Genomic DNA, 17500 nt, shown 5'->3' on the forward strand with positions numbered 1-17500 from the left:
GCCATGTGCTCAAGGTCTGCCAGGCCGAAGCCTGCCAATCGATGGGCAGCGACGCAATTGCCGCCCAGATCAAGCAGAAGTTCGGTATCGGCTTCCACGAGACCAGCAAGGACGGCGCCGTCACGCTCGAGCCGATCTATTGTCTGGGCCTGTGCGCCTGCGCCCCAGCCGTCATGCTCGACGGTGAAGTGATCGGCCGATTGGACGCAGACAAGATCGACGAAATCGCCGAGGAGGTACGCTCATGAGCGTGACGATCTACGTTCCCGGCGATTCCGGCGCGCTTTCGCTCGGTGCTGAAAAGGTCGCCAAAGCGGTTGCCAAAGAAGCTGCTGAGCGCGGCGTCGATACCAAGATCGTGCGCAACGGATCGCGCGGCCTCTACTGGCTCGAGCCTATGGTCGAGGTCGTCACCGAGGCCGGGCGCGTTGCCTATGGTCCGGTCGCGGCCAAGGATGTGGCGTCGCTGTTCGATGCAGGCTTCGTCACCGGTGGCGAGCACAGGCTTTCGCTCGGCGACCCGGAAAAGCTGCCATTCGTCGCCAAGCAGACGCGCCTGACATTTGCGCGTTGCGGCATCACCGATCCGATTTCGCTGGAAGATTACGAAGCCCATGGCGGCCTCGTTGGCCTGCGCAATGCGGTGGCCATGGCACCCGCCGACATCGTCAAGCAGGTGACCGAATCCGGCCTGCGCGGACGCGGCGGTGCGGGCTTCCCGACCGGCATCAAGTGGAAGACGGTTCTCGATACGCCGGGCGAACAGAAATACATCGTCTGCAACGCCGACGAAGGCGACTCGGCGACCTTCGCCGACCGCATGATCATGGAAGGCGATCCCTTCGTGCTGATCGAGGGCATGGCGATTGCTGGCCTCGCGACCCATGCCACCAAGGGCTACGTCTATATCCGCTCGGAATATCCGCACGCGATCGCGGTGATGGAAAAGGCCGTGAAGGTGGCGCGGCGCGCAGGCGTTTTGGGCAAGAGCGTTCTCGGATCCTCCCAAGGCTTCGACATCGAGATCCGCTCGGGCGCTGGCGCCTATGTCTGCGGCGAGGAAACCTCGCTGCTCAACAGCCTTGAAGGCAAGCGCGGCGTGGTTCGCGCCAAGCCGCCGCTGCCGGCGATCCAGGGCCTGTTTGGCAAGCCGACCGTCATCAACAACGTCATCTCGCTCGCTTCCGTGCCGATCGTGATGGATAAGGGCGCGCAGTACTACAAGGATTTCGGCATGGGCCGCTCGCGCGGCACGATCCCGATCCAGATCGCCGGCAACGTCAAGCATGGCGGCCTGTTCGAAGTGGCCTTCGGCCTGACGCTCGGCGAAATCGTCGACGAGATCGGCGGCGGCACCGCCACCGGCCGTCCGGTCAAGGCGGTGCAGGTGGGTGGTCCGCTGGGTGCCTATTTCCCGCGCGCTCTGTTCGACACGCCGTTCGACTACGAGGCGTTCGCTGCCAAGGACGGTTTGATCGGCCATGCCGGCATCACCGTCTTCGACGACAGCGCCGACATGCTGAAGCAGGCGCGCTTCGCTATGGAATTCTGCGCCATCGAAAGCTGCGGCAAGTGCACGCCCTGCCGCATCGGCTCGACGCGCGGTGTGGAAACGCTCGACAAGCTCAAGCAGAACATCGAGCCCGAAAAGCAGCTCGCGCTGGTGACCGACCTCTGCAACACGATGAAGTTTGGTTCGCTGTGCGCGCTTGGCGGATTCACACCCTATCCGGTGATGAGCGCCATCAACCATTTCCCCGAAGATTTCCGACCGGCAGCGGTCGCTCAGGCAGCGGAATAGGAGACGGCATCATGGGTCTCATTCAAGAAATCGATTTCGGCACCCCTGCCTCCACATCCGAAAAGCAGGTCACGCTGACCGTCGACGGGTTTTCGGTCACGGTTCCGGAAGGCACCTCGATCATGCGCGCTTCGATGGAAGCGGGCATCGCCATTCCAAAACTCTGCGCCACCGACATGGTCGACGCATTCGGTTCCTGCCGGCTCTGCCTGGTGGAGATCGAGGGCCGCAACGGCACACCGTCCTCCTGCACGACGCCCGTCATGCCGGGCATGGTCGTGCGTACCCAGACCGGTCGCCTCAAGGACATCCGCAAGGGCGTGATGGAGCTTTACATCTCCGACCATCCGCTCGACTGCTTGACCTGCGCTGCCAATGGCGACTGCGAGTTGCAGGACATGGCTGGCGCTGTCGGCCTGCGCGACGTGCGCTACGGCTATGAAGGCGACAACCACGTTCGCGCCAAGAACGACGGCGTCGAAAACTTCAAGTGGATGGCCAAGGACGAGTCCAACCCATATTTCACCTACGACCCCTCCAAGTGCATCGTCTGCTCGCGCTGCGTGCGGGCTTGCGAAGAGGTGCAGGGAACGTTTGCGCTCACGATCGAAGGCCGTGGCTTCGGCTCACGCGTATCGCCCGGCGCGCATGAACTGTTCCTCGACAGCGAGTGCGTTTCCTGTGGCGCCTGCGTGCAGGCCTGCCCGACGGCGACGCTGACGGAAAAGTCGGTCATCCAGATCGGCCAGCCCGAGCATTCGGTCGTCACCACCTGCGCCTATTGCGGCGTCGGCTGCTCGTTCAAGGCCGAAATGCGCGGCGACGAACTGGTGCGCATGGTGCCGTGGAAAGACGGCAAGGCCAATCGCGGCCACTCCTGCGTCAAGGGCCGCTTCGCCTATGGCTACGCCACCCACAAGGAGCGCATCCTCAACCCGATGATCCGCGAGAACATCGCCGATCCGTGGCGCGAAGTTTCGTGGGAAGAAGCGCTTGAATACACGGCCAAGGAATTCCGCCGCATCCAGTATCAGTATGGTCGCGGTGCCGTCGGCGGCATCACCTCTTCGCGCTGCACGAATGAGGAAACCTTCCTCGTTCAGAAGCTTATCCGCCAGGGTTTTGGCAACAACAACGTCGACACCTGCGCTCGTGTCTGCCATTCGCCGACCGGCTATGGCCTCGGCCAGACCTACGGCACATCGGCCGGCACGCAGGATTTCGACTCGGTCGAGCACACCGACGTCGCGCTGATCATCGGCGCCAACCCCGCTTCGGCTCACCCGGTGTTCGCATCGCGGCTGAAGAAGCGGCTGCGCGCCRGTGCCAAGCTGATCGTCATCGACCCGCGCCGCACCGAGATGGTGAAGTCGGCCCATATCGAGGCTGCGCATCATCTGGCGCTCAAGCCGGGCACCAACGTCGCCATCGTCACCGCGATGGCGCATGTGATCGTCACCGAAGGCCTGTTCGACGAAAAATTCATCCGCGAGCGCTGCGACTGGTCGGAATTCCAGGACTATGCCGAGTTCGTCTCGGACGCGCAGTACAGCCCCGAAGCAGCGGAAAAGCTGTCCGGTGTTCCGGCGGAAACCATCCGCGGCGCGGCCCGCCTCTATGCCACCGGCGGCAATGCCGCGATCTATTACGGCCTCGGCGTGACCGAGCACAGCCAGGGCTCGACCACGGTCATCGGCATCGCCAACCTCGCCATGCTGACCGGCAACATCGGCCGCAAGGGCGTCGGCGTGAACCCGCTGCGTGGCCAGAACAACGTGCAGGGCGCCTGCGACATGGGCTCGTTCCCGCACGAGCTGCCGGGTTACCGGCACATTTCGGGCGATGCCGTGCGCGAAATCTATGACAGCCTCTGGGGCGTGAAGCTGGACGACGAGCCGGGCCTGCGCATCCCCAACATGCTGGATGCCGCCGTCGACGGCACGTTCAAGGGCATCTACATCCAGGGTGAGGACATCCTGCAGTCAGACCCCGACACCAAGCATGTCTCGGCCGGCCTCGCCGCCATGGAATGCGTCGTCGTGCAGGACCTGTTCCTCAACGAGACGGCGAACTACGCGCATGTGTTCCTGCCCGGCTCGACCTTCCTCGAAAAGGACGGCACCTTCACCAACGCCGAGCGCCGCATCAACCGCGTGCGCAAGGTGATGGCACCGAAGAACGGCTATGCCGACTGGGAAGTGACGCAGAAGCTCGCCCAGGCGATGGGGCTGAACTGGAATTACCAGCACCCGTCCGAGATCATGGACGAAGTGGCCAAGACGACGCCGAGCTTTGCCAACGTCTCCTATGAGTTCCTGGAAAAGATGGGCTCGGTGCAGTGGCCGTGCAACGACAAGGCGCCGAAAGGCACCCCGATCATGCACATCGACGGCTTCGTGCGCGGCAAGGGTAAGTTCATCCGCACCGAATATGTGGCGACTGACGAAAAGACCGGTCCGCGCTTCCCGCTTCTGCTCACCACCGGCCGTATCCTCAGCCAGTACAATGTCGGCGCGCAGACTAGGCGTACCGAAAACGTTGCCTGGCATGCCGAGGACCTGCTGGAAATCCACCCGCATGACGCYGAACTGCGCGGCCTGCGCGATGGCGACTGGGTGCGGCTGCAGAGCCGCGCCGGTGAGACGACGCTGCGCGCGCAGATCACCGATCGTGTGTCGCCTGGCGTGGTCTACACGACCTTCCACCACCCCGACACTCAGGCCAACGTCATCACCACCGACTTCTCCGACTGGGCGACCAACTGTCCGGAATACAAGGTGACGGCGGTTCAGGTGGGCGCTTCCAACGGGCCGTCGGAATGGCAGAAGGAATACACCGAGCAGGCGCAGCAGAGCCGACGCATCGCCGGCCAGCTGGAAGCGGCGGAGTAGCCTAGAGGTGACGGACCGCCCCGCCATCAGCCAGACAAGCCGCCTCGCCCGCCGGGCGAGCGGCACGACAATCGCCAATCGCATGGTGCCGGAAGAGACGCCGATCGCGTTGTCTTATGGCGGGACCACGCATGCGGTGATGATGGCGAGCCCGGCGGATTTCGAGGATTTCGCGCTCGGCTTCTCGTTGACCGAAGGCATCATCGGCTCGGTCGAAGAGATCGAGTCGATCGAGGTGCTCGATGTCGAGGCCGGCATCGACATCCAGATCCGGCTCAAGGACAAGGCCAACAMMCGCTTCGAGKYGCGSCGYCGSCGCCTCGCCGGCCCAGTCGGCTGCGGGCTGTGCGGCATCGAATCCATCGAAGAAGCGATGCGCTCGGTCGATGACGTACACACGCCGGCGCTCAGGCTTTCGGCCGACGACATCGTGCAGGCGGTGAAGCTGTTGTCCAAGGCGCAGCCGCTGCATGCGGAAACAGGCGCGGTTCACGCTGCGGGCTTTTACGTGCCCGGCAAGGGCATCGTCGCCGCACGCGAGGATGTCGGCCGCCACAATGCGCTCGACAAGCTCGCCGGCGCGCTCGACAAGGCCGGCATTTCCGGCGGATCAGGTGCCGTGGTGGTGACCAGCCGCGTGTCGGTGGAGATGGTTCAGAAGACGGCCGCCATCGGCTCGCCCTTCATCATCGCCGTCTCGGCGCCCACGGCCCTTGCCATCCGCACCGCCGAACAGGCAGGCATGACGCTCGTCGCACTTGTGCGCGGCGACGATTTCGACATCTTTACCCATCCAGACCGCGTGAGTACCGGAGCCGCCAAAAATGTCGCATGAAGAGCACAAGATGGGGACGAAGGAAAAGCTCGTCTACATGGCGAACCAGATCGCCACCTTCTTTGAGTCCAAGCCGCATGACGAAGGTGTCGCAGGCGTTGCCGAACACATCAACAAGTTCTGGGATCMGCGCATGCGCCGCCAGTTCTTCGAGATGTTCGACGAAGGCGGCAAGGGCATGAAGCCGCTGGTGGTCGAAGCGGCCGCCACGATCAGGCGCCCCAGGCAGGACGCCGCCTGACCGCATCGAGGCCTGCGGAACAGGCCGTTCCTCCCGGCCAAACATCTGCTATGTTAGCAATCCCTAATGGTTTATGCCGACGGGATGGCTCCGATGAGGCCGATCGCGACCCGATATGCCCGTAGTGGTGACGTGCGGATCGCCTATCAGGTGGTTGGCCAGGGTCCGCTCGACCTGGTCTTCGTTCCCGGTTTCATCTCCAATCTCGACCTGCACTGGGAAGACGAGGGTTACAGCAGGCTGCTTTCGCGCCTGTCGGCATTCTCGCGCCTGATCCTGTTCGACAAGCGCGGCACCGGACTTTCCGACCCCGTCGATACGCATGCGCTGCCTAGCCTCGAAATGCGTATGGATGACGTGCGCGCTGTGATGGATGCCGCGGGCTCCAGCCGGGCGGCGATCCTTGGCGCGTCCGAAGGTGCGCCCATGGCGATCCTGTTTGCCGCGACCTATCCTGAACGGACACGATCGCTGGTGCTTTACGGCGGCTACGCGCATTTCCACAAATGGGTGATGAGCCCCGAGCGGCTGGACGCTTTCATCGAAGCGGCCGAGACGTCCTGGGGTACTGGGGCGACACTACAGAACTTTGCCCCGGGGCGGCTCGACGATGCCCGTTTTGCCACCTGGTGGGCGCGCTTCGAACGGCTGTCGGCAAGCCCGACGGCGGCAGCGGCACTTTCCCGGATGAACGCCGAAATCGACGTGCGGGGCGTGCTGGGGAGTATTCGCGCACCAACCCTGCTGATCCATCGCCGCAATGACGCACGGGTCGATCCCGATGCCAGTCGCTATCTCGCTCAGAAGATCCCCGGTGCGCGGCTCGCCGAGATCACTGGGCGCGACCACCCGATCTGGACGGGCGACGTCAACCACGTCGCCGATCTGATCGAGGAGTTCCTGACCGGCGCGCATGCAGCACCCGATACGGAACGTGTGCTCGCCGCCCTTTTGGTGACGCGCATTTCCGATACCGCACGGCTGGGCGACCGGATGTGGAACGAACGCAGCCAGCGCTTCCACGAGACCTGGCGCCTGCTCGTCGGCCGCCATGGCGGCCGCATCGTCGACCAGCATGGCGAGGTGCTTGTTTCGCGCTTCGATGKACCGGCGCGGGCGGTCCGCTGCGCTCAGGCGCTACGCGAGGCTGCCCAAGATATCGGCATCGCCAGCGCCCAAGGGGTACATGTCGGCGAGATCGAGATGCGCGGCCCGCCATCGGGGCTCACGATGCGCATCGCGGCACAGATCGCCGACCATGCCGGGCGCGGCGACATCCTCGCCTCGCGTCTGGTGGCCGATCTCGCCGCCGGCTCGGGCCTGCATTTTGCCGATGCCGGGCGGGTGACGCTCGACGATCTCGACGAGCCTTTGGCATTGGTGCAGGCGACCTCGGAACAGCATCTCGAACCGGCCTGCCGCAGCCGCGTGATCGCTGTCGAACCATCGGCACTGACCGCCCGCGAGAACGAAGTGGTGGCGCTGATCGCCGACGGCAAGAGCAATGCGGCGATCRCCGCCGAACTCAGCCTCAGCGAACACACGGTCAAGCGCCATGTCGCCAACATCCTGATGAAGCTCGACTTGCCTTCGCGGGCAGCTGCGGCGGCGTTTGCCGCACGGCAGACTGGCCCGGACGGGCCATAGCCGGTGTGGCCCTTTCGGGCGAAGCGGAAGGGCAGCGCCAAGGACTACAAATTCTCCCCATGCAGGCAGGCTGAAACAAGCCTCTGACCTGCGGATGGAGGAAGACATGACCAAGGCAACTGGAATGCTCGCATCGCTGGCGATAGCCGGCCTGGCAATTTTCATCTCAACGAACGCCTTCGCCGAGGATAGCTCGGCTGCGGCAACCTACAAGGACATCGAAGCCACGCTCGGTTCGGTACCGAGCTTCTTCAAGGCGTTTCCGGAGGCCGGCGTTGCCGGCGCCTGGGCTGAATTCAAGAGCGTGCAGCTCAATCCCAAGACCGAACTGAACGGCAAGACCAAGGAACTTGTCGGCCTCGCCGTCGCTGCACAGATACCGTGCCAGTACTGCATCTATTTCCACACCGCAGCCGCAAAAGCCAATGGCGCGACGGACGAGGAAATCCGCGAGGCCGTGGCGATGTCGGCGATCGTGCGGCACTGGTCGACGGTGCTGAACGGCATGCAGGTCGACCTGCCCCAGTTCAAGCAGGAGGTCGACAAGGTGATGACCGCAGCCAAGGCCAAGTCGCAGTGAGATAACAGCAATCAGATTGGGCCGCCCGACGAGGCTGGCCGACAGGAGGATAAAATGCTTGCCACCAAGGAAGCCGTGACTGGTGCCTCGATCAAGAAGGCGATCGAAAGCCGTGACGGCAAGATGCTGTCCAGCTTCTATGCCGACGACGCGCTGGTGCGTGTCATCGACCGTAACAACCCGCCGAGCAAGCCGCGCGAAATCCGCGGCCGCGCGGCGATCACCACCTTCTGGGACGACATCTGCAGCCGCGCGATGAGCCATCGCGTCGACACCACCATCGCGCAAGGCGACAGCCTCGCATTCTCGCAAGCCTGCGCCTACCCCGACGGCACCAAGGTCTTCTGCGCCGCCATGCTCGAACTCAAGGATGGCAAGATCGCGCGGCAGACCGTGGTGCAGGCCTGGGACGAATGATCGAATGCGGGCGAATGGTCGCCCGTAAAAAAGGAGGAAGCCATGTTCGTCGCACGCTGGAAGATCGATGCCCGCTTCGGGCACAAGCAGGCCACAATCGACCTTTTGCGCCAATGGGAACGCGAGATCGGCCCCCAGGCCGGTGTCGACAAGATGGCAATGCAGATCCTAAGCGGATCGGTCGGTGCCAAGGAAGCCACCATCGAGGTCAATCATACGGTGGAGAGCCTGGCTCAACTGGAAGACATGTTCGCCAAGATCTCCAAGATCGATGCCCATGCCAAATGGGGCAAGCAGCTCGAGCCGCTGGTTGTTTCAGGCTCGTCCTACTGGAACATCTACCGGGTGATCCAGGATTAAGGCTGCGTTTCGCCCGAGGGATGGTCTTCGGCTGTCCCTCGGGTGCTGTGGCGCAGCACCAGGATGAACACGATCTCGGCGACGACGACGATCGCAACAATACGGAAACCGATAGTCACCGGGTCGTGGTCGCCGTCGCGCATCAGATAGCCGCCGATCAGGAAGGCAGCGTTCCAGAGAAAAGCGCCGCACACGGTGGCAAGCGCAAACGGCGCGAACGAAAGGCGCAAGACGCCCGCTTCGAGCGCGAGATAGGTGCGCGCCACCGGCACCAGCTGGGCGATCAACGAAGCGCGGAAGTTGTTGCGGCGATAAGCATGCGTCAGCTTTTGATAGGTCGCGTGCTTGAGGAAGACATATTTTCCGAAACGCTTGACGAAGGCATCGGCGCGATCTGGCCCCAGCCAGTTGCCGCCCTTGTACCAGATCATCGAACCCAGGGTCGAACCGAGCGTGGTCGCAAACATCAGCGCGACAAGCATCGGCACGTCGGGTGCTGCCGTCATGCCGAGAAACAGCAGCAGCACATGAGACGGGGGAACCGGCGAGACCTTTTCGGTAAAGGCAAGACATGCCGCGCCCACCAGACCGAAACCCAGGAACGATGGAATCATGCAAAGCGCCAGTCGTAACTTTTTGCCGGCTTCATCCTGGTGATCCGATAGACAGCCGCCGGCGGCAGATTGCGGAAAGTATGGCCAACACGCTCCACTTCGAGATCGAGCCTGTCGAGTAGCGGCTGATCAATAGGGCAACGGAAGCCGTAAGTGAACATATACATCGCCCCGTCGGGCCTGAGATTGGCGAAAATGCCTTCGAGGATGGCGAGCGTCTGGCGCGGCGGGATCGCCAGAAACGGCAGGCCGCTGATGGCTGCACCGGCGAGCGGGCCGTCGTAGAGCGGCTGGTAGCTCAGTTCGGCCGCATCCATCTCCAGCACGCGCGACTTGGGAAAGCGACACCTGAGCAGGTGGGCGAAATCGGCGTTGAACTCGATCAGCGTCATATCGCTTTCCCTGACGCCGCGCGCCAGCATGGCACGGGTGAACGGCCCGGTACCGGCTCCAAGCTCAAGCACTGGTCCGGTGTCGGGCCCGAGTTCCCTTGTCATCAGCGTTGCCAGGCTGGAACTGGACGGCGTTATGGAAGCGACCTTGAGCGGCGCCGTCGCCCATGCCATGAGAAAGGATAAAGTGTCGTTTGCGGCCATTGCGAACCTCTTTCGAAATCGTCTGCCGGCGAATCGGTCGCCAGCCCTTAGCGAAAGCTGTTTGCGACTGCTGGATTACACATGCATTGCGGGAATGGCGCGAATCCAGGCTTTTGGCGGTTGCACCACTTGCCGTCTTTATTTCGCAATGCTTCCGCAATGTTCATGACGTAGCCGGGCGGCACTCAAAGGCCCTTCGAGGAAACAAATGCGCATATTGCTGGTGGAAGACGAGCCAGAACTGGCATCGGCTATGCGTACGGCATTGCGGCGGTACGACATGGTGGTGGACCACGCCACGTCATTGCTTGAGGCGGGCGATTTCGCCGCCAGCGAAAGCTATGACGCGATCCTTCTCGATCGCCAGTTGCCAGATGGCGATGGCCTGACCCTGGTGCCCAAGCTGCGCGCGCGCGGCAACGCAACACCAGTACTGGTGCTGACGGCACGCAGCGACACCTCCGACAAGGTCGACGGGCTCGACATGGGCGCCGACGATTACCTGGCCAAACCCTTCGCCTTCGAGGAGCTGCTGGCCAGGCTGCGCGCCCTGCTGCGCAGGCCGGCCAACGTCCAGACCCAGGTCATCCGCGCCGGCGATCTCGCCTTTGACTTCGGCCACCGCGAGGTCTCGGTTCGCGGCGAACCGATGACCTTGCCGCGCCGCGAGCTGCTGGTTCTCGAGGCGTTGTTGCGGCGCACCGGCCGCATGGTGCAGCGCTCGTCGCTGATGGAAGCGGTGTTCGGCCTCGACGACGAGATCCAATCCAACGCGCTCGACACGCATGTGTCGCGGCTGCGGCGCAAGCTGGCTGAAGCCGACGGCAAGGTGGAGATCAACGGCGTGCGCGGCGTCGGCTACCTGTTGCGCGAGATTTCATGAACTTCTTCTTGCGGATTCTCCGGCCGGTCACGCGCTTCTTCCGCCCGATCTCGCTGAAATGGCGGCTGGTATGGCGGCTGGTGGTGCTGCAGGTCGTCCTGCTCACGCTGCTGATCTTCATGATCCTCGGCGCGCTCATCGTCACCGGCGTCATTCCGGACGAATATGAAGGCCGCGCGGTCGAAGTCCTCAAAAAAGCTGTCCAAAAGGACGCATCGGGCGAACTCGTTCTCAAACAGGGCCGGGCGCTGACCGACCTGCGCGAAGAGGTGCCCGACCTGTGGTTCGTGCTGCGCGACGAGCAGGGCCACACCCTTTCCGAAGGCACCGTGCCCCCTGAATTCACCCGCATGGCCGCCGCGCTCGACCATATCGACAATGCCAAGCTGGTCTGGAAGAAGGGCACGACACTGCCCGCTGCGACGGTTCAGTGGTACGACACCAGCGCTGGCAGGGTTCAGATTTTCACCGGCGCGCAAGGCCGGTTCCAGATCACCGCATTGCTTGCCGTGACACCCGAACTCTTCATGGAGGTCATCCTCCCTGTCGGCGGGGTGATGGCGGTGGCGACGTTGCTGGTGATCCCGCTGGTGGTGCGTAGCGCCTTCCGGGGCCTGAGGCAGGCAGCGGCGCTGGCTGAGAAGATCGATATCGATGAGCGCGGCGTGCGACTGCCGGTCGATCGCATCCCCTCGGAGATCGCGCCGCTGGTCAAGGCCGTCAACGGCGCGCTCGATCGCCTCGACAAGGGCTATGAACGACACAAAAGATTCCTGATCGACGCAGCGCATGAATTGCGCACGCCGGTCGCGATCCTCAACACCCGCATCACCTCACTGCCGGCGACGCCCGAGCGGGCGAGGCTCTTGCAGGACACGGCGCGGCTGTCGACGCTGACCGATCAGCTTCTCGACATCCAGCGCCTCAGCCGGCAGGCGCAAAGCTTCTCCCGCATCGACATGGTGGCGGTGGCGCGTGGAGTTGTCCTTGATCTCGCGCCGATGGCGTTTGCGGCAGGCTACGAGATGTCGTTTGAGCCAGCGCGCGGCGAGCTGTTCGCCAAAGGCGACCGGACCGCAGTAGAACGCGCCATCACCAATCTCGTTCAGAACGCGATCGAACATGGCGGCGGCACAGGCAAGATCACGATTGCGGTGAACAGCCCGGCCATCGTCGAGGTTTCAGACGAGGGCGACGGCGTGCCTGCAGCCGAGCGTGAAAAAATCTTCGAGCCCTTCTACCGGCTGCGGCCGCGCGGGCATGGGGCGGGCCTCGGGCTCAACCTGGTGCAGGAGATCATGCAGATACATGGCGGTCGTATCGAGCTTGCGTGCAGCGAGCAAAAAGGCGCCTGCTTCAGGCTGGTCTTCGTACAGGCTTAAGCCTCAGGCGCCGGCGATGGTGAGCTGCGCGCCAGCGTCTGCAAGCGCTTTCGCCAGGTCGGCCGATGGCTGCTGGTCGGTGACCAATTCGGTGAAGCCGGAGAAGCCGCAGACCTGGACCAGGCCCTGGCGGCCAAACTTGGTGTGGTCGGTGACCACGACCGATCGCTGGCCGCGCGACAACACCACGCGGGCGAACTCGGCCTCTTCCAGATTGTAGTCCATCACACCGTTGGCGACGTCGACAGCACCGGCCGAAATCACCGCGTGGGTGACGGCGAAACGGCTGACGAATTCGATTGCCGAGACACCGAAGGCCGCACCGCTGTCGCTGCGCAGTTCGCCGCCCGCCATGTAGACCTTGTTGCCGTTTACGGTGGCCAGCGTGCGGGCGATGTCGGACGAATTGGTCACGACCGTCAGGCGGCGGTGGCCGAGCAGCTCGCGGGCGAGGTAGCTGGTGGTGGTGCCGGTATCGAGCATGACCGCCTCGCCGTCATGGATCGTTGCCGCGACCGCCCTGGCGATGGCGCGCTTGGCGTCGGCATTGTCGCGCATTCGCCGTTCGAAGGGCGCTTCGCCCACCACCGACGGCAGGCCGATGGCGCCATGCATCTTCAGGATCGACCCGTCCGCCGTAAGCGGCTTGACGTCGCGCCGCACGGTTTCCAGCGACACGCCAAGCTTGTTGGCGAGGTCGGCGATGGTGATCGTGCCCTCATCGTTGAGCAGGCGCAGGATTTCGTTGTGGCGCTTGGAATGGTTCATCATGCGGCCCTGGTCGAATGCGCGGCATGGCCGCAAATGGGGAGTTTTCTGCCCGAGTCTACCGCGACATTGCGCTCCATCTCAACAGATACGGTCATAAAAACAACTAAAGCCACAAACTTGCGTTGACATCGGCGCTTCCGCTGCGTGAGACTATCACCCAATAAGATCAAGACGCGACAATGGGGAACGCGTCATGCACAGCGCGGAGGGCTGGATGACGACGAGCGAGGACCGCATCCGCGCCCTGCCGCTGTGGAACGGGGCGCTGACGATCGCCCCGCTCAAGGGCGGGATCAGCAACGAAAGCTGGGTGGTGAGGGATGCCTCAGGAGCCCACGTGGTACGCTTCGGACAGGATTTTCCCTTCCATCATGTCTTTCGCGACCGCGAGGTGATGGTCGCCAAGGCAGCCCATGAGGCGGGCTTCGCCCCGGAATTGCAATACGCCGCGCCTGGTGTGATGGTGACCGAATTCCTCGGTGCCAAGACTTATGGCGCTGACGATGTGCGCGCCAATGCGGCACGTATCGCGAAGCTGGTCAGGCGCTTCCATGACGAGATGCCCTGGCATGTCTCGGGCCCCGGCTTCATGTTCTGGGCGTTCCATGTCATCCGCGATTATGCCCGCACGCTCGAGGCCGGCAAAAGCCGGATGGCGGCCGAGCTGCCGCGCTATCTCGCATTGGCCGACGCGCTGGAAAAGGCGCAGACGCCGCTGCCGATCATCTTCAGCCACAACGACCTGCTGCCGGCCAACTTTCTCGACGATGGCAAGCGGCTTTGGCTGATCGATTTCGAATATGCCGGCTTTTCGACCGCGATGTTCGATCTTGCCGGCACGGCTTCCAATGCCGGGATGACATCCGAGGAGTCTGACGAGTTGCTTGCCAATTACTTTGGCGCGGCGCCCGACCGGGAAATCAGGCGCTCGCACGCGGCCATGCAATGCGCCTCGCTGCTGCGCGAAGCGATGTGGAGCATGGTCTCGGAACTGCACCTCTCCGCCCCCGGTGTCGACTACGTCGCCTACACCACCGAGAACCTCGAAAAGCTCGAGACGGCACTCGAAACCTATCGCACGCAATACGGAAAGCTCTGACAATGGCCCTCCCCTCACATGCGCAGATCGTCGTCATCGGTGGTGGTATCATCGGCTGCTCGACGGCCTACCATCTCGCCCGCGACCACAAGGCCGACGTCATCGTGCTTGAGCAGGGCAAACTGACCTCTGGTTCAACCTGGCATGCGGCCGGTCTTGTCGGGCAGCTGCGTTCGTCGGCGTCGATCACGCGCGTGCTCAAATATTCGGTCGACCTCTACAAGGGGCTGGAGGCTGAGACGGGGCTGGCCACTGGCTGGAAGATGACCGGGTGCCTCAGGCTCGCCACCAACCAGGCCCGCTGGACCGAATACAAGAGGCTGGCAACGACGGCAAAGAGCTTCGGCATGGACATGCAGCTGGTGTCGCCGCAAGAGGTCAAGCGCATGTGGCCCTTAATGGAGACGTCCGATCTTGTTGGCGCCTCTTGGCTGCCGACCGACGGCCAGGCAAGCCCCTCCGACATCACCCAGTCGCTCGCCAAGGGAGCGCGCATGCATGGCGCCAAGCTGTTCGAGAATGTGTGCGTGACCGGCTTCGAGATGAAGGACGGCCGCATCCTGAAGGTGAAGACCGACCAGGGCGACATCGCCTGCGACAAGGTGGTGAACTGTGCCGGCCAATGGGCGCGGCAGGTGGGTGCCATGGCCGGCATCAACGTGCCGCTGCAGCCGGTGAAGCACCAGTACATCATCACCGAGAAAGTGCCGGGGCTTTCGACCGACGCACCGACCATTCGCGATCCCGACCGCCGCACCTATTTCAAGGAAGAGGTCGGCGGGCTTGTGATGGGCGGCTACGAGCCGAACCCGCAGGGATGGACCACCGGCGATGTGCCCAATGACTGGGAGTTCCGCCTGTTCGACGACGACTACGACCATTTCGAACAGCACATGACGCAGGCGATCGCGCGCGTTCCGGCCTTGGAGACCGTCGGCGTCAAGCAGATGATCAATGGCCCGGAGAGTTTTACGCCTGACGGCAATTTCATTCTCGGTTCGGCACCGGAATGCTCGAACATGTTCGTCGGTGCCGGCTTCAACGCCTTCGGCATCGCCTCGGGCGGCGGTGCGGGCTGGGTACTGGCGCAATGGGTGGTCGACGGCGAAGCCCCGCTCGACCTTTGGGTCGTCGACATCAGACGCTTCTCCAACCTGCACCGCGACCGCCAATGGGTGTCGGACCGCACGCTCGAAGCCTATGGCAAGCACTACACGATCGGCTTTCCGCATGAGGAATATGAAAGCGGCCGGCCCTACATCGTCTCGCCGCTCTATGAGCGGCTGAAGAAGCATGGCGCGGTGTTCGGCTCCAAGCTCGGCTGGGAGCGCCCCAACTGGTTCGCGCCTGATGGCATCGAGGCCAAGGACATCTATTCGATGGGCCGGCAGAACTGGTTCCAGCCCGTCGGCGACGAACACGCTCATGTGCGCAAGGCGGTCGGCACTTTCGACCAGTCGTCCTTCGCCAAATACGAGATGAGCGGCCCAGACGCGCAACAGGCGCTCGATTTCATCTGCGCCAACGACGTGGCGAAGCCTGCAGGGCGACTGACATACACGCAATTGCTCAACACCCGTGGCGGCATCGAAGCCGACCTAACCGTAGCGCGGCTGACTGACGACAAATTCTACATCGTTACCGGCACGGGCTTCCGCACGCATGACCTTGCCTGGATCAGCGACCACATCCCATCAGGGCTCGACGCCAGGCTTGTCGACGTGACCGAGGAATTCGGCACGCTTTCGCTGATGGGGCCGAAAGCGCGAAACGTGCTGGAAGCCGTGACAAAGGCCGATGTTTCGAACGCTGCTTTCCCGTTTGGCCATGCCCGCGAAATCGTCATTGCAGGCACGACCGTCAGGGCGCTGCGCGTCACCTATGTCGGCGAACTCGGCTGGGAACTGCATGTGCCGATCGCCGCCACCGGCGAGGTGTTCGACGCACTGATGGCAGCGGGCAAGACGCACGACATCCGCCCCATCGGCTATCGCGCGCTGGAATCGCTGAGGCTGGAGAAAGGCTACCGCGCCTGGGGCTCCGACATCACGCCCAACGACACGCCATTCGAGGCAGGGCTCGGCTGGGCGGTGAAGCTCAGGAAAAACACCGATTTCCTCGGGCGAAAGGCGCTGGAAAAACTTGCCGGCACGGCCCCAACCAAGCGGCTCGCCGGCTTCACCGTCGACGACAAGGACGTGGTCCTGGTGGGGCGCGAGACGATCCTGCGCAATGGCGAGCCGGTGGGATATCTGACCAGTGGCGGTTACGGCTACACGGTGGGCAAGAACATCGGCTACGGCTATGTCCGCAACCCGTCAGGCGTCAGCGACGACTTCCTCAAATCGGGCGACTACGAACTCGTCGTGGCGACTGAAAAAGTGCCCGCCAGGATTCATCTCGACCCAATGTTCGACCCGACAGCAAAGCGCGTGAAGGCCTGAAGATCGCCGGAATTCGCCAAAAAGCCATGATCTGCACTATCAAGGCTGGCGGGGGACGGAACAAGGATCGGACAATGGCTCAGCGGATGATCAGCGCAGTGTCGCGCGCAATGACGATGGGCGGCTTGCTATTCCTGGCGGCCTGCCAGACGGGTTCGAACGTTGTCGGCGAAGGCGGCGGCGCTTCGACGACCGGTGTTGCCTACCTCCAGACCATCCGCTCGGAGCACGGCTTGCCGCCGCTGACGCCCAACCCCACGCTGGAGCGCGCCGCGCTACAGCAGGCCGGCTATATGGCGCGCGCCGGGCGCATGGCGCACACCACGGGCCTCGGCAAGGATTTTGCGACGCGCATGAACGCCAATGGCGTCGAAGGTGCGGCCGCTGAAAACATCGCCCATGGCCGGATGGAGCCGGCCAAGCTGTTTTCGATGTGGATGAACTCGGACGGCCATCGCCGCAACATGCTCGACCCGCGCTTCTCCAGCTTCGGCCTCGCCTATGTGCGCGCCGACGCCGGCAGCGAAGAACGCTATTGGGCGCTCGTGCTGGGCAGATAGGCCTCAGTGAACACTGGTCGGGACCGTCTCGGGCTCGGCCTTGTCCACCACTTTCTGACGGTGGAAGATGAACAGGCCGGCAACGACGATGATCGCGGAACCTATGAGGCCCTGCGCGTCGGGGTAATCGCCGAAGAAGACGATGCCCATGACCACCGCCCACAACAGCAGCGTGTATTGCAGCGGCGCCAATAGCGAGGCCGGCGCGAGCTTGAGCGCGCGCGTGATCATCAGGTGCGCCGCGCAAGAGACGACGCCGAGCAGCAGCATGGCCGACCAGTCGAGCGCATTTGGCGTGCGCCAGTCGGCGATCGCAAGCACGCCGCCGACGGCGAGTGCGCCGAGCGTCTGCCAGGTGACAAGCGTGGTGTCGTTGGTG

At 63.4% G+C, this 17500-nt stretch carries 18 protein-coding genes; 14 read left to right on the forward strand and 4 right to left on the reverse strand.

Annotated features, from left to right (window positions below; all coding sequences use genetic code 11):
• The 9 genes from AC1DUU_RS07165 to AC1DUU_RS07205 form a co-directional block, all read left to right on the forward strand.
• On the forward strand, positions 1-248 hold a 248-nt coding region (locus AC1DUU_RS07165), incomplete at its 5' end, for an NAD(P)H-dependent oxidoreductase subunit E (RefSeq protein WP_476782728.1).
• Entirely contained in the window at positions 245-1801 is a 1557-nt protein-coding gene (locus tag AC1DUU_RS07170) for a formate dehydrogenase beta subunit (RefSeq protein ID WP_476782729.1), read from the forward strand. The genes AC1DUU_RS07165 and AC1DUU_RS07170, both read left to right, overlap by 4 nt.
• 11 nt (positions 1802-1812) lie before the next feature.
• Complete coding sequence (gene fdhF, locus AC1DUU_RS07175; protein WP_476782730.1) at positions 1813-4692, forward strand: formate dehydrogenase subunit alpha; 2880 nt, start codon at positions 1813-1815, stop codon at positions 4690-4692.
• Between the two features lie 7 nt (positions 4693-4699).
• Complete coding sequence (fdhD, locus tag AC1DUU_RS07180; RefSeq protein WP_476782731.1) at positions 4700-5527, forward strand: formate dehydrogenase accessory sulfurtransferase FdhD; 828 nt, start codon at positions 4700-4702, stop codon at positions 5525-5527.
• Complete coding sequence (locus AC1DUU_RS07185; protein ID WP_476782732.1) at positions 5517-5768, forward strand: formate dehydrogenase subunit delta; 252 nt, start codon at positions 5517-5519, stop codon at positions 5766-5768. Before fdhD ends, AC1DUU_RS07185 begins: the two co-directional genes overlap by 11 nt.
• 93 nt (positions 5769-5861) lie before the next feature.
• Positions 5862-7415: an alpha/beta fold hydrolase gene (locus AC1DUU_RS07190; protein ID WP_476782733.1), complete on the forward strand. Its 1554-nt coding sequence runs from the start codon at positions 5862-5864 to the stop codon at positions 7413-7415.
• A 106-nt stretch (positions 7416-7521) separates the two neighbouring features.
• Entirely contained in the window at positions 7522-7995 is a 474-nt protein-coding gene (locus AC1DUU_RS07195; RefSeq protein WP_476782734.1) for a carboxymuconolactone decarboxylase family protein, read from the forward strand.
• A 54-nt stretch (positions 7996-8049) separates the two neighbouring features.
• Entirely contained in the window at positions 8050-8412 is a 363-nt protein-coding gene (locus tag AC1DUU_RS07200) for a nuclear transport factor 2 family protein (protein WP_476782735.1), read from the forward strand.
• Between the two features lie 42 nt (positions 8413-8454).
• Positions 8455-8772 carry a hypothetical protein gene (locus AC1DUU_RS07205; protein WP_476782736.1) on the forward strand — a complete coding sequence of 106 codons (318 nt, stop codon included), beginning with the start codon at positions 8455-8457 and terminating at the stop codon, positions 8770-8772.
• On the opposite strand, the gene AC1DUU_RS07210 is transcribed toward AC1DUU_RS07205, so the two are convergent.
• Both AC1DUU_RS07210 and AC1DUU_RS07215 read right to left on the reverse strand, forming a co-directional pair.
• Positions 8769-9386, reverse strand: a complete 618-nt coding sequence (locus AC1DUU_RS07210; protein WP_476782737.1) for a DedA family protein — start codon at positions 9384-9386, stop codon at positions 8769-8771. The genes AC1DUU_RS07205 and AC1DUU_RS07210 overlap by 4 nt on opposite strands.
• On the reverse strand, positions 9383-9883 hold the full coding sequence (locus AC1DUU_RS07215; RefSeq protein WP_476782738.1) for a class I SAM-dependent methyltransferase: 501 nt from the start codon (positions 9881-9883) through the stop codon (positions 9383-9385). Before AC1DUU_RS07215 ends, AC1DUU_RS07210 begins: the two co-directional genes overlap by 4 nt.
• A 307-nt stretch (positions 9884-10190) precedes the next feature.
• On the opposite strand from AC1DUU_RS07215, the gene AC1DUU_RS07220 reads away from it, so the two are divergent.
• Together AC1DUU_RS07220 and AC1DUU_RS07225 are read left to right on the forward strand one after the other, a co-directional pair.
• Positions 10191-10865, forward strand: a complete 675-nt coding sequence (locus AC1DUU_RS07220; protein ID WP_476782739.1) for a response regulator transcription factor — start codon at positions 10191-10193, stop codon at positions 10863-10865.
• Positions 10862-12247 (forward strand): sensor histidine kinase, encoded by a 1386-nt coding sequence (locus AC1DUU_RS07225; protein ID WP_476782740.1) that lies wholly within the window; start codon positions 10862-10864, stop codon positions 12245-12247. Before AC1DUU_RS07220 ends, AC1DUU_RS07225 begins: the two co-directional genes overlap by 4 nt.
• A 3-nt stretch (positions 12248-12250) precedes the next feature.
• On the opposite strand, the gene AC1DUU_RS07230 is transcribed toward AC1DUU_RS07225, so the two are convergent.
• Complete coding sequence (locus tag AC1DUU_RS07230) at positions 12251-13015, reverse strand: DeoR/GlpR family DNA-binding transcription regulator (protein ID WP_476782745.1); 765 nt, start codon at positions 13013-13015, stop codon at positions 12251-12253.
• Positions 13016-13232: 217 nt separating this feature from the next.
• On the opposite strand from AC1DUU_RS07230, the gene AC1DUU_RS07235 reads away from it, so the two are divergent.
• From AC1DUU_RS07235 to AC1DUU_RS07245, 3 genes are all read left to right on the forward strand, one after another.
• Complete coding sequence (locus AC1DUU_RS07235) at positions 13233-14117, forward strand: phosphotransferase (protein WP_476782741.1); 885 nt, start codon at positions 13233-13235, stop codon at positions 14115-14117.
• Positions 14118-14119: 2 nt separating this feature from the next.
• Positions 14120-16561, forward strand: coding sequence for a GcvT family protein (locus AC1DUU_RS07240; protein ID WP_476782742.1), 2442 nt, complete (start codon positions 14120-14122; stop codon positions 16559-16561).
• A gap of 74 nt (positions 16562-16635) precedes the next feature.
• On the forward strand, positions 16636-17121 hold the full coding sequence (locus AC1DUU_RS07245; protein WP_476782743.1) for a CAP domain-containing protein: 486 nt from the start codon (positions 16636-16638) through the stop codon (positions 17119-17121).
• Between the two features lie 3 nt (positions 17122-17124).
• Here AC1DUU_RS07245 and AC1DUU_RS07250 read toward each other — a convergent pair.
• Positions 17125-17500: EamA family transporter (locus tag AC1DUU_RS07250; RefSeq protein ID WP_476782744.1), on the reverse strand; the 376-nt coding region annotated here is incomplete at its 5' end.

This window comes from Aminobacter sp. P4_H6_2, from assembly GCF_056400805.1.

Coding starts and splice junctions, on each gene's coding strand:
- AC1DUU_RS07235 (WP_476782741.1), top strand. CDS start 13,233: ATGACGACGAGCGAGGACCGCATCCGCGCCCTGCCGCTGTGGAACGGG.
- AC1DUU_RS07200 (WP_476782735.1), top strand. CDS start 8,050: ATGCTTGCCACCAAGGAAGCCGTGACTGGTGCCTCGATCAAGAAGGCG.
- AC1DUU_RS07210 (WP_476782737.1), bottom strand. CDS start 9,386: ATGATTCCATCGTTCCTGGGTTTCGGTCTGGTGGGCGCGGCATGTCTT.
- AC1DUU_RS07195 (WP_476782734.1), top strand. CDS start 7,522: ATGACCAAGGCAACTGGAATGCTCGCATCGCTGGCGATAGCCGGCCTG.
- AC1DUU_RS07205 (WP_476782736.1), top strand. CDS start 8,455: ATGTTCGTCGCACGCTGGAAGATCGATGCCCGCTTCGGGCACAAGCAG.
- AC1DUU_RS07215 (WP_476782738.1), bottom strand. CDS start 9,883: ATGACAAGGGAACTCGGGCCCGACACCGGACCAGTGCTTGAGCTTGGA.
- AC1DUU_RS07225 (WP_476782740.1), top strand. CDS start 10,862: ATGAACTTCTTCTTGCGGATTCTCCGGCCGGTCACGCGCTTCTTCCGC.
- AC1DUU_RS07230 (WP_476782745.1), bottom strand. CDS start 13,015: ATGAACCATTCCAAGCGCCACAACGAAATCCTGCGCCTGCTCAACGAT.
- AC1DUU_RS07245 (WP_476782743.1), top strand. CDS start 16,636: ATGGCTCAGCGGATGATCAGCGCAGTGTCGCGCGCAATGACGATGGGC.
- AC1DUU_RS07240 (WP_476782742.1), top strand. CDS start 14,120: ATGGCCCTCCCCTCACATGCGCAGATCGTCGTCATCGGTGGTGGTATC.
- AC1DUU_RS07170 (WP_476782729.1), top strand. CDS start 245: ATGAGCGTGACGATCTACGTTCCCGGCGATTCCGGCGCGCTTTCGCTC.
- AC1DUU_RS07220 (WP_476782739.1), top strand. CDS start 10,191: ATGCGCATATTGCTGGTGGAAGACGAGCCAGAACTGGCATCGGCTATG.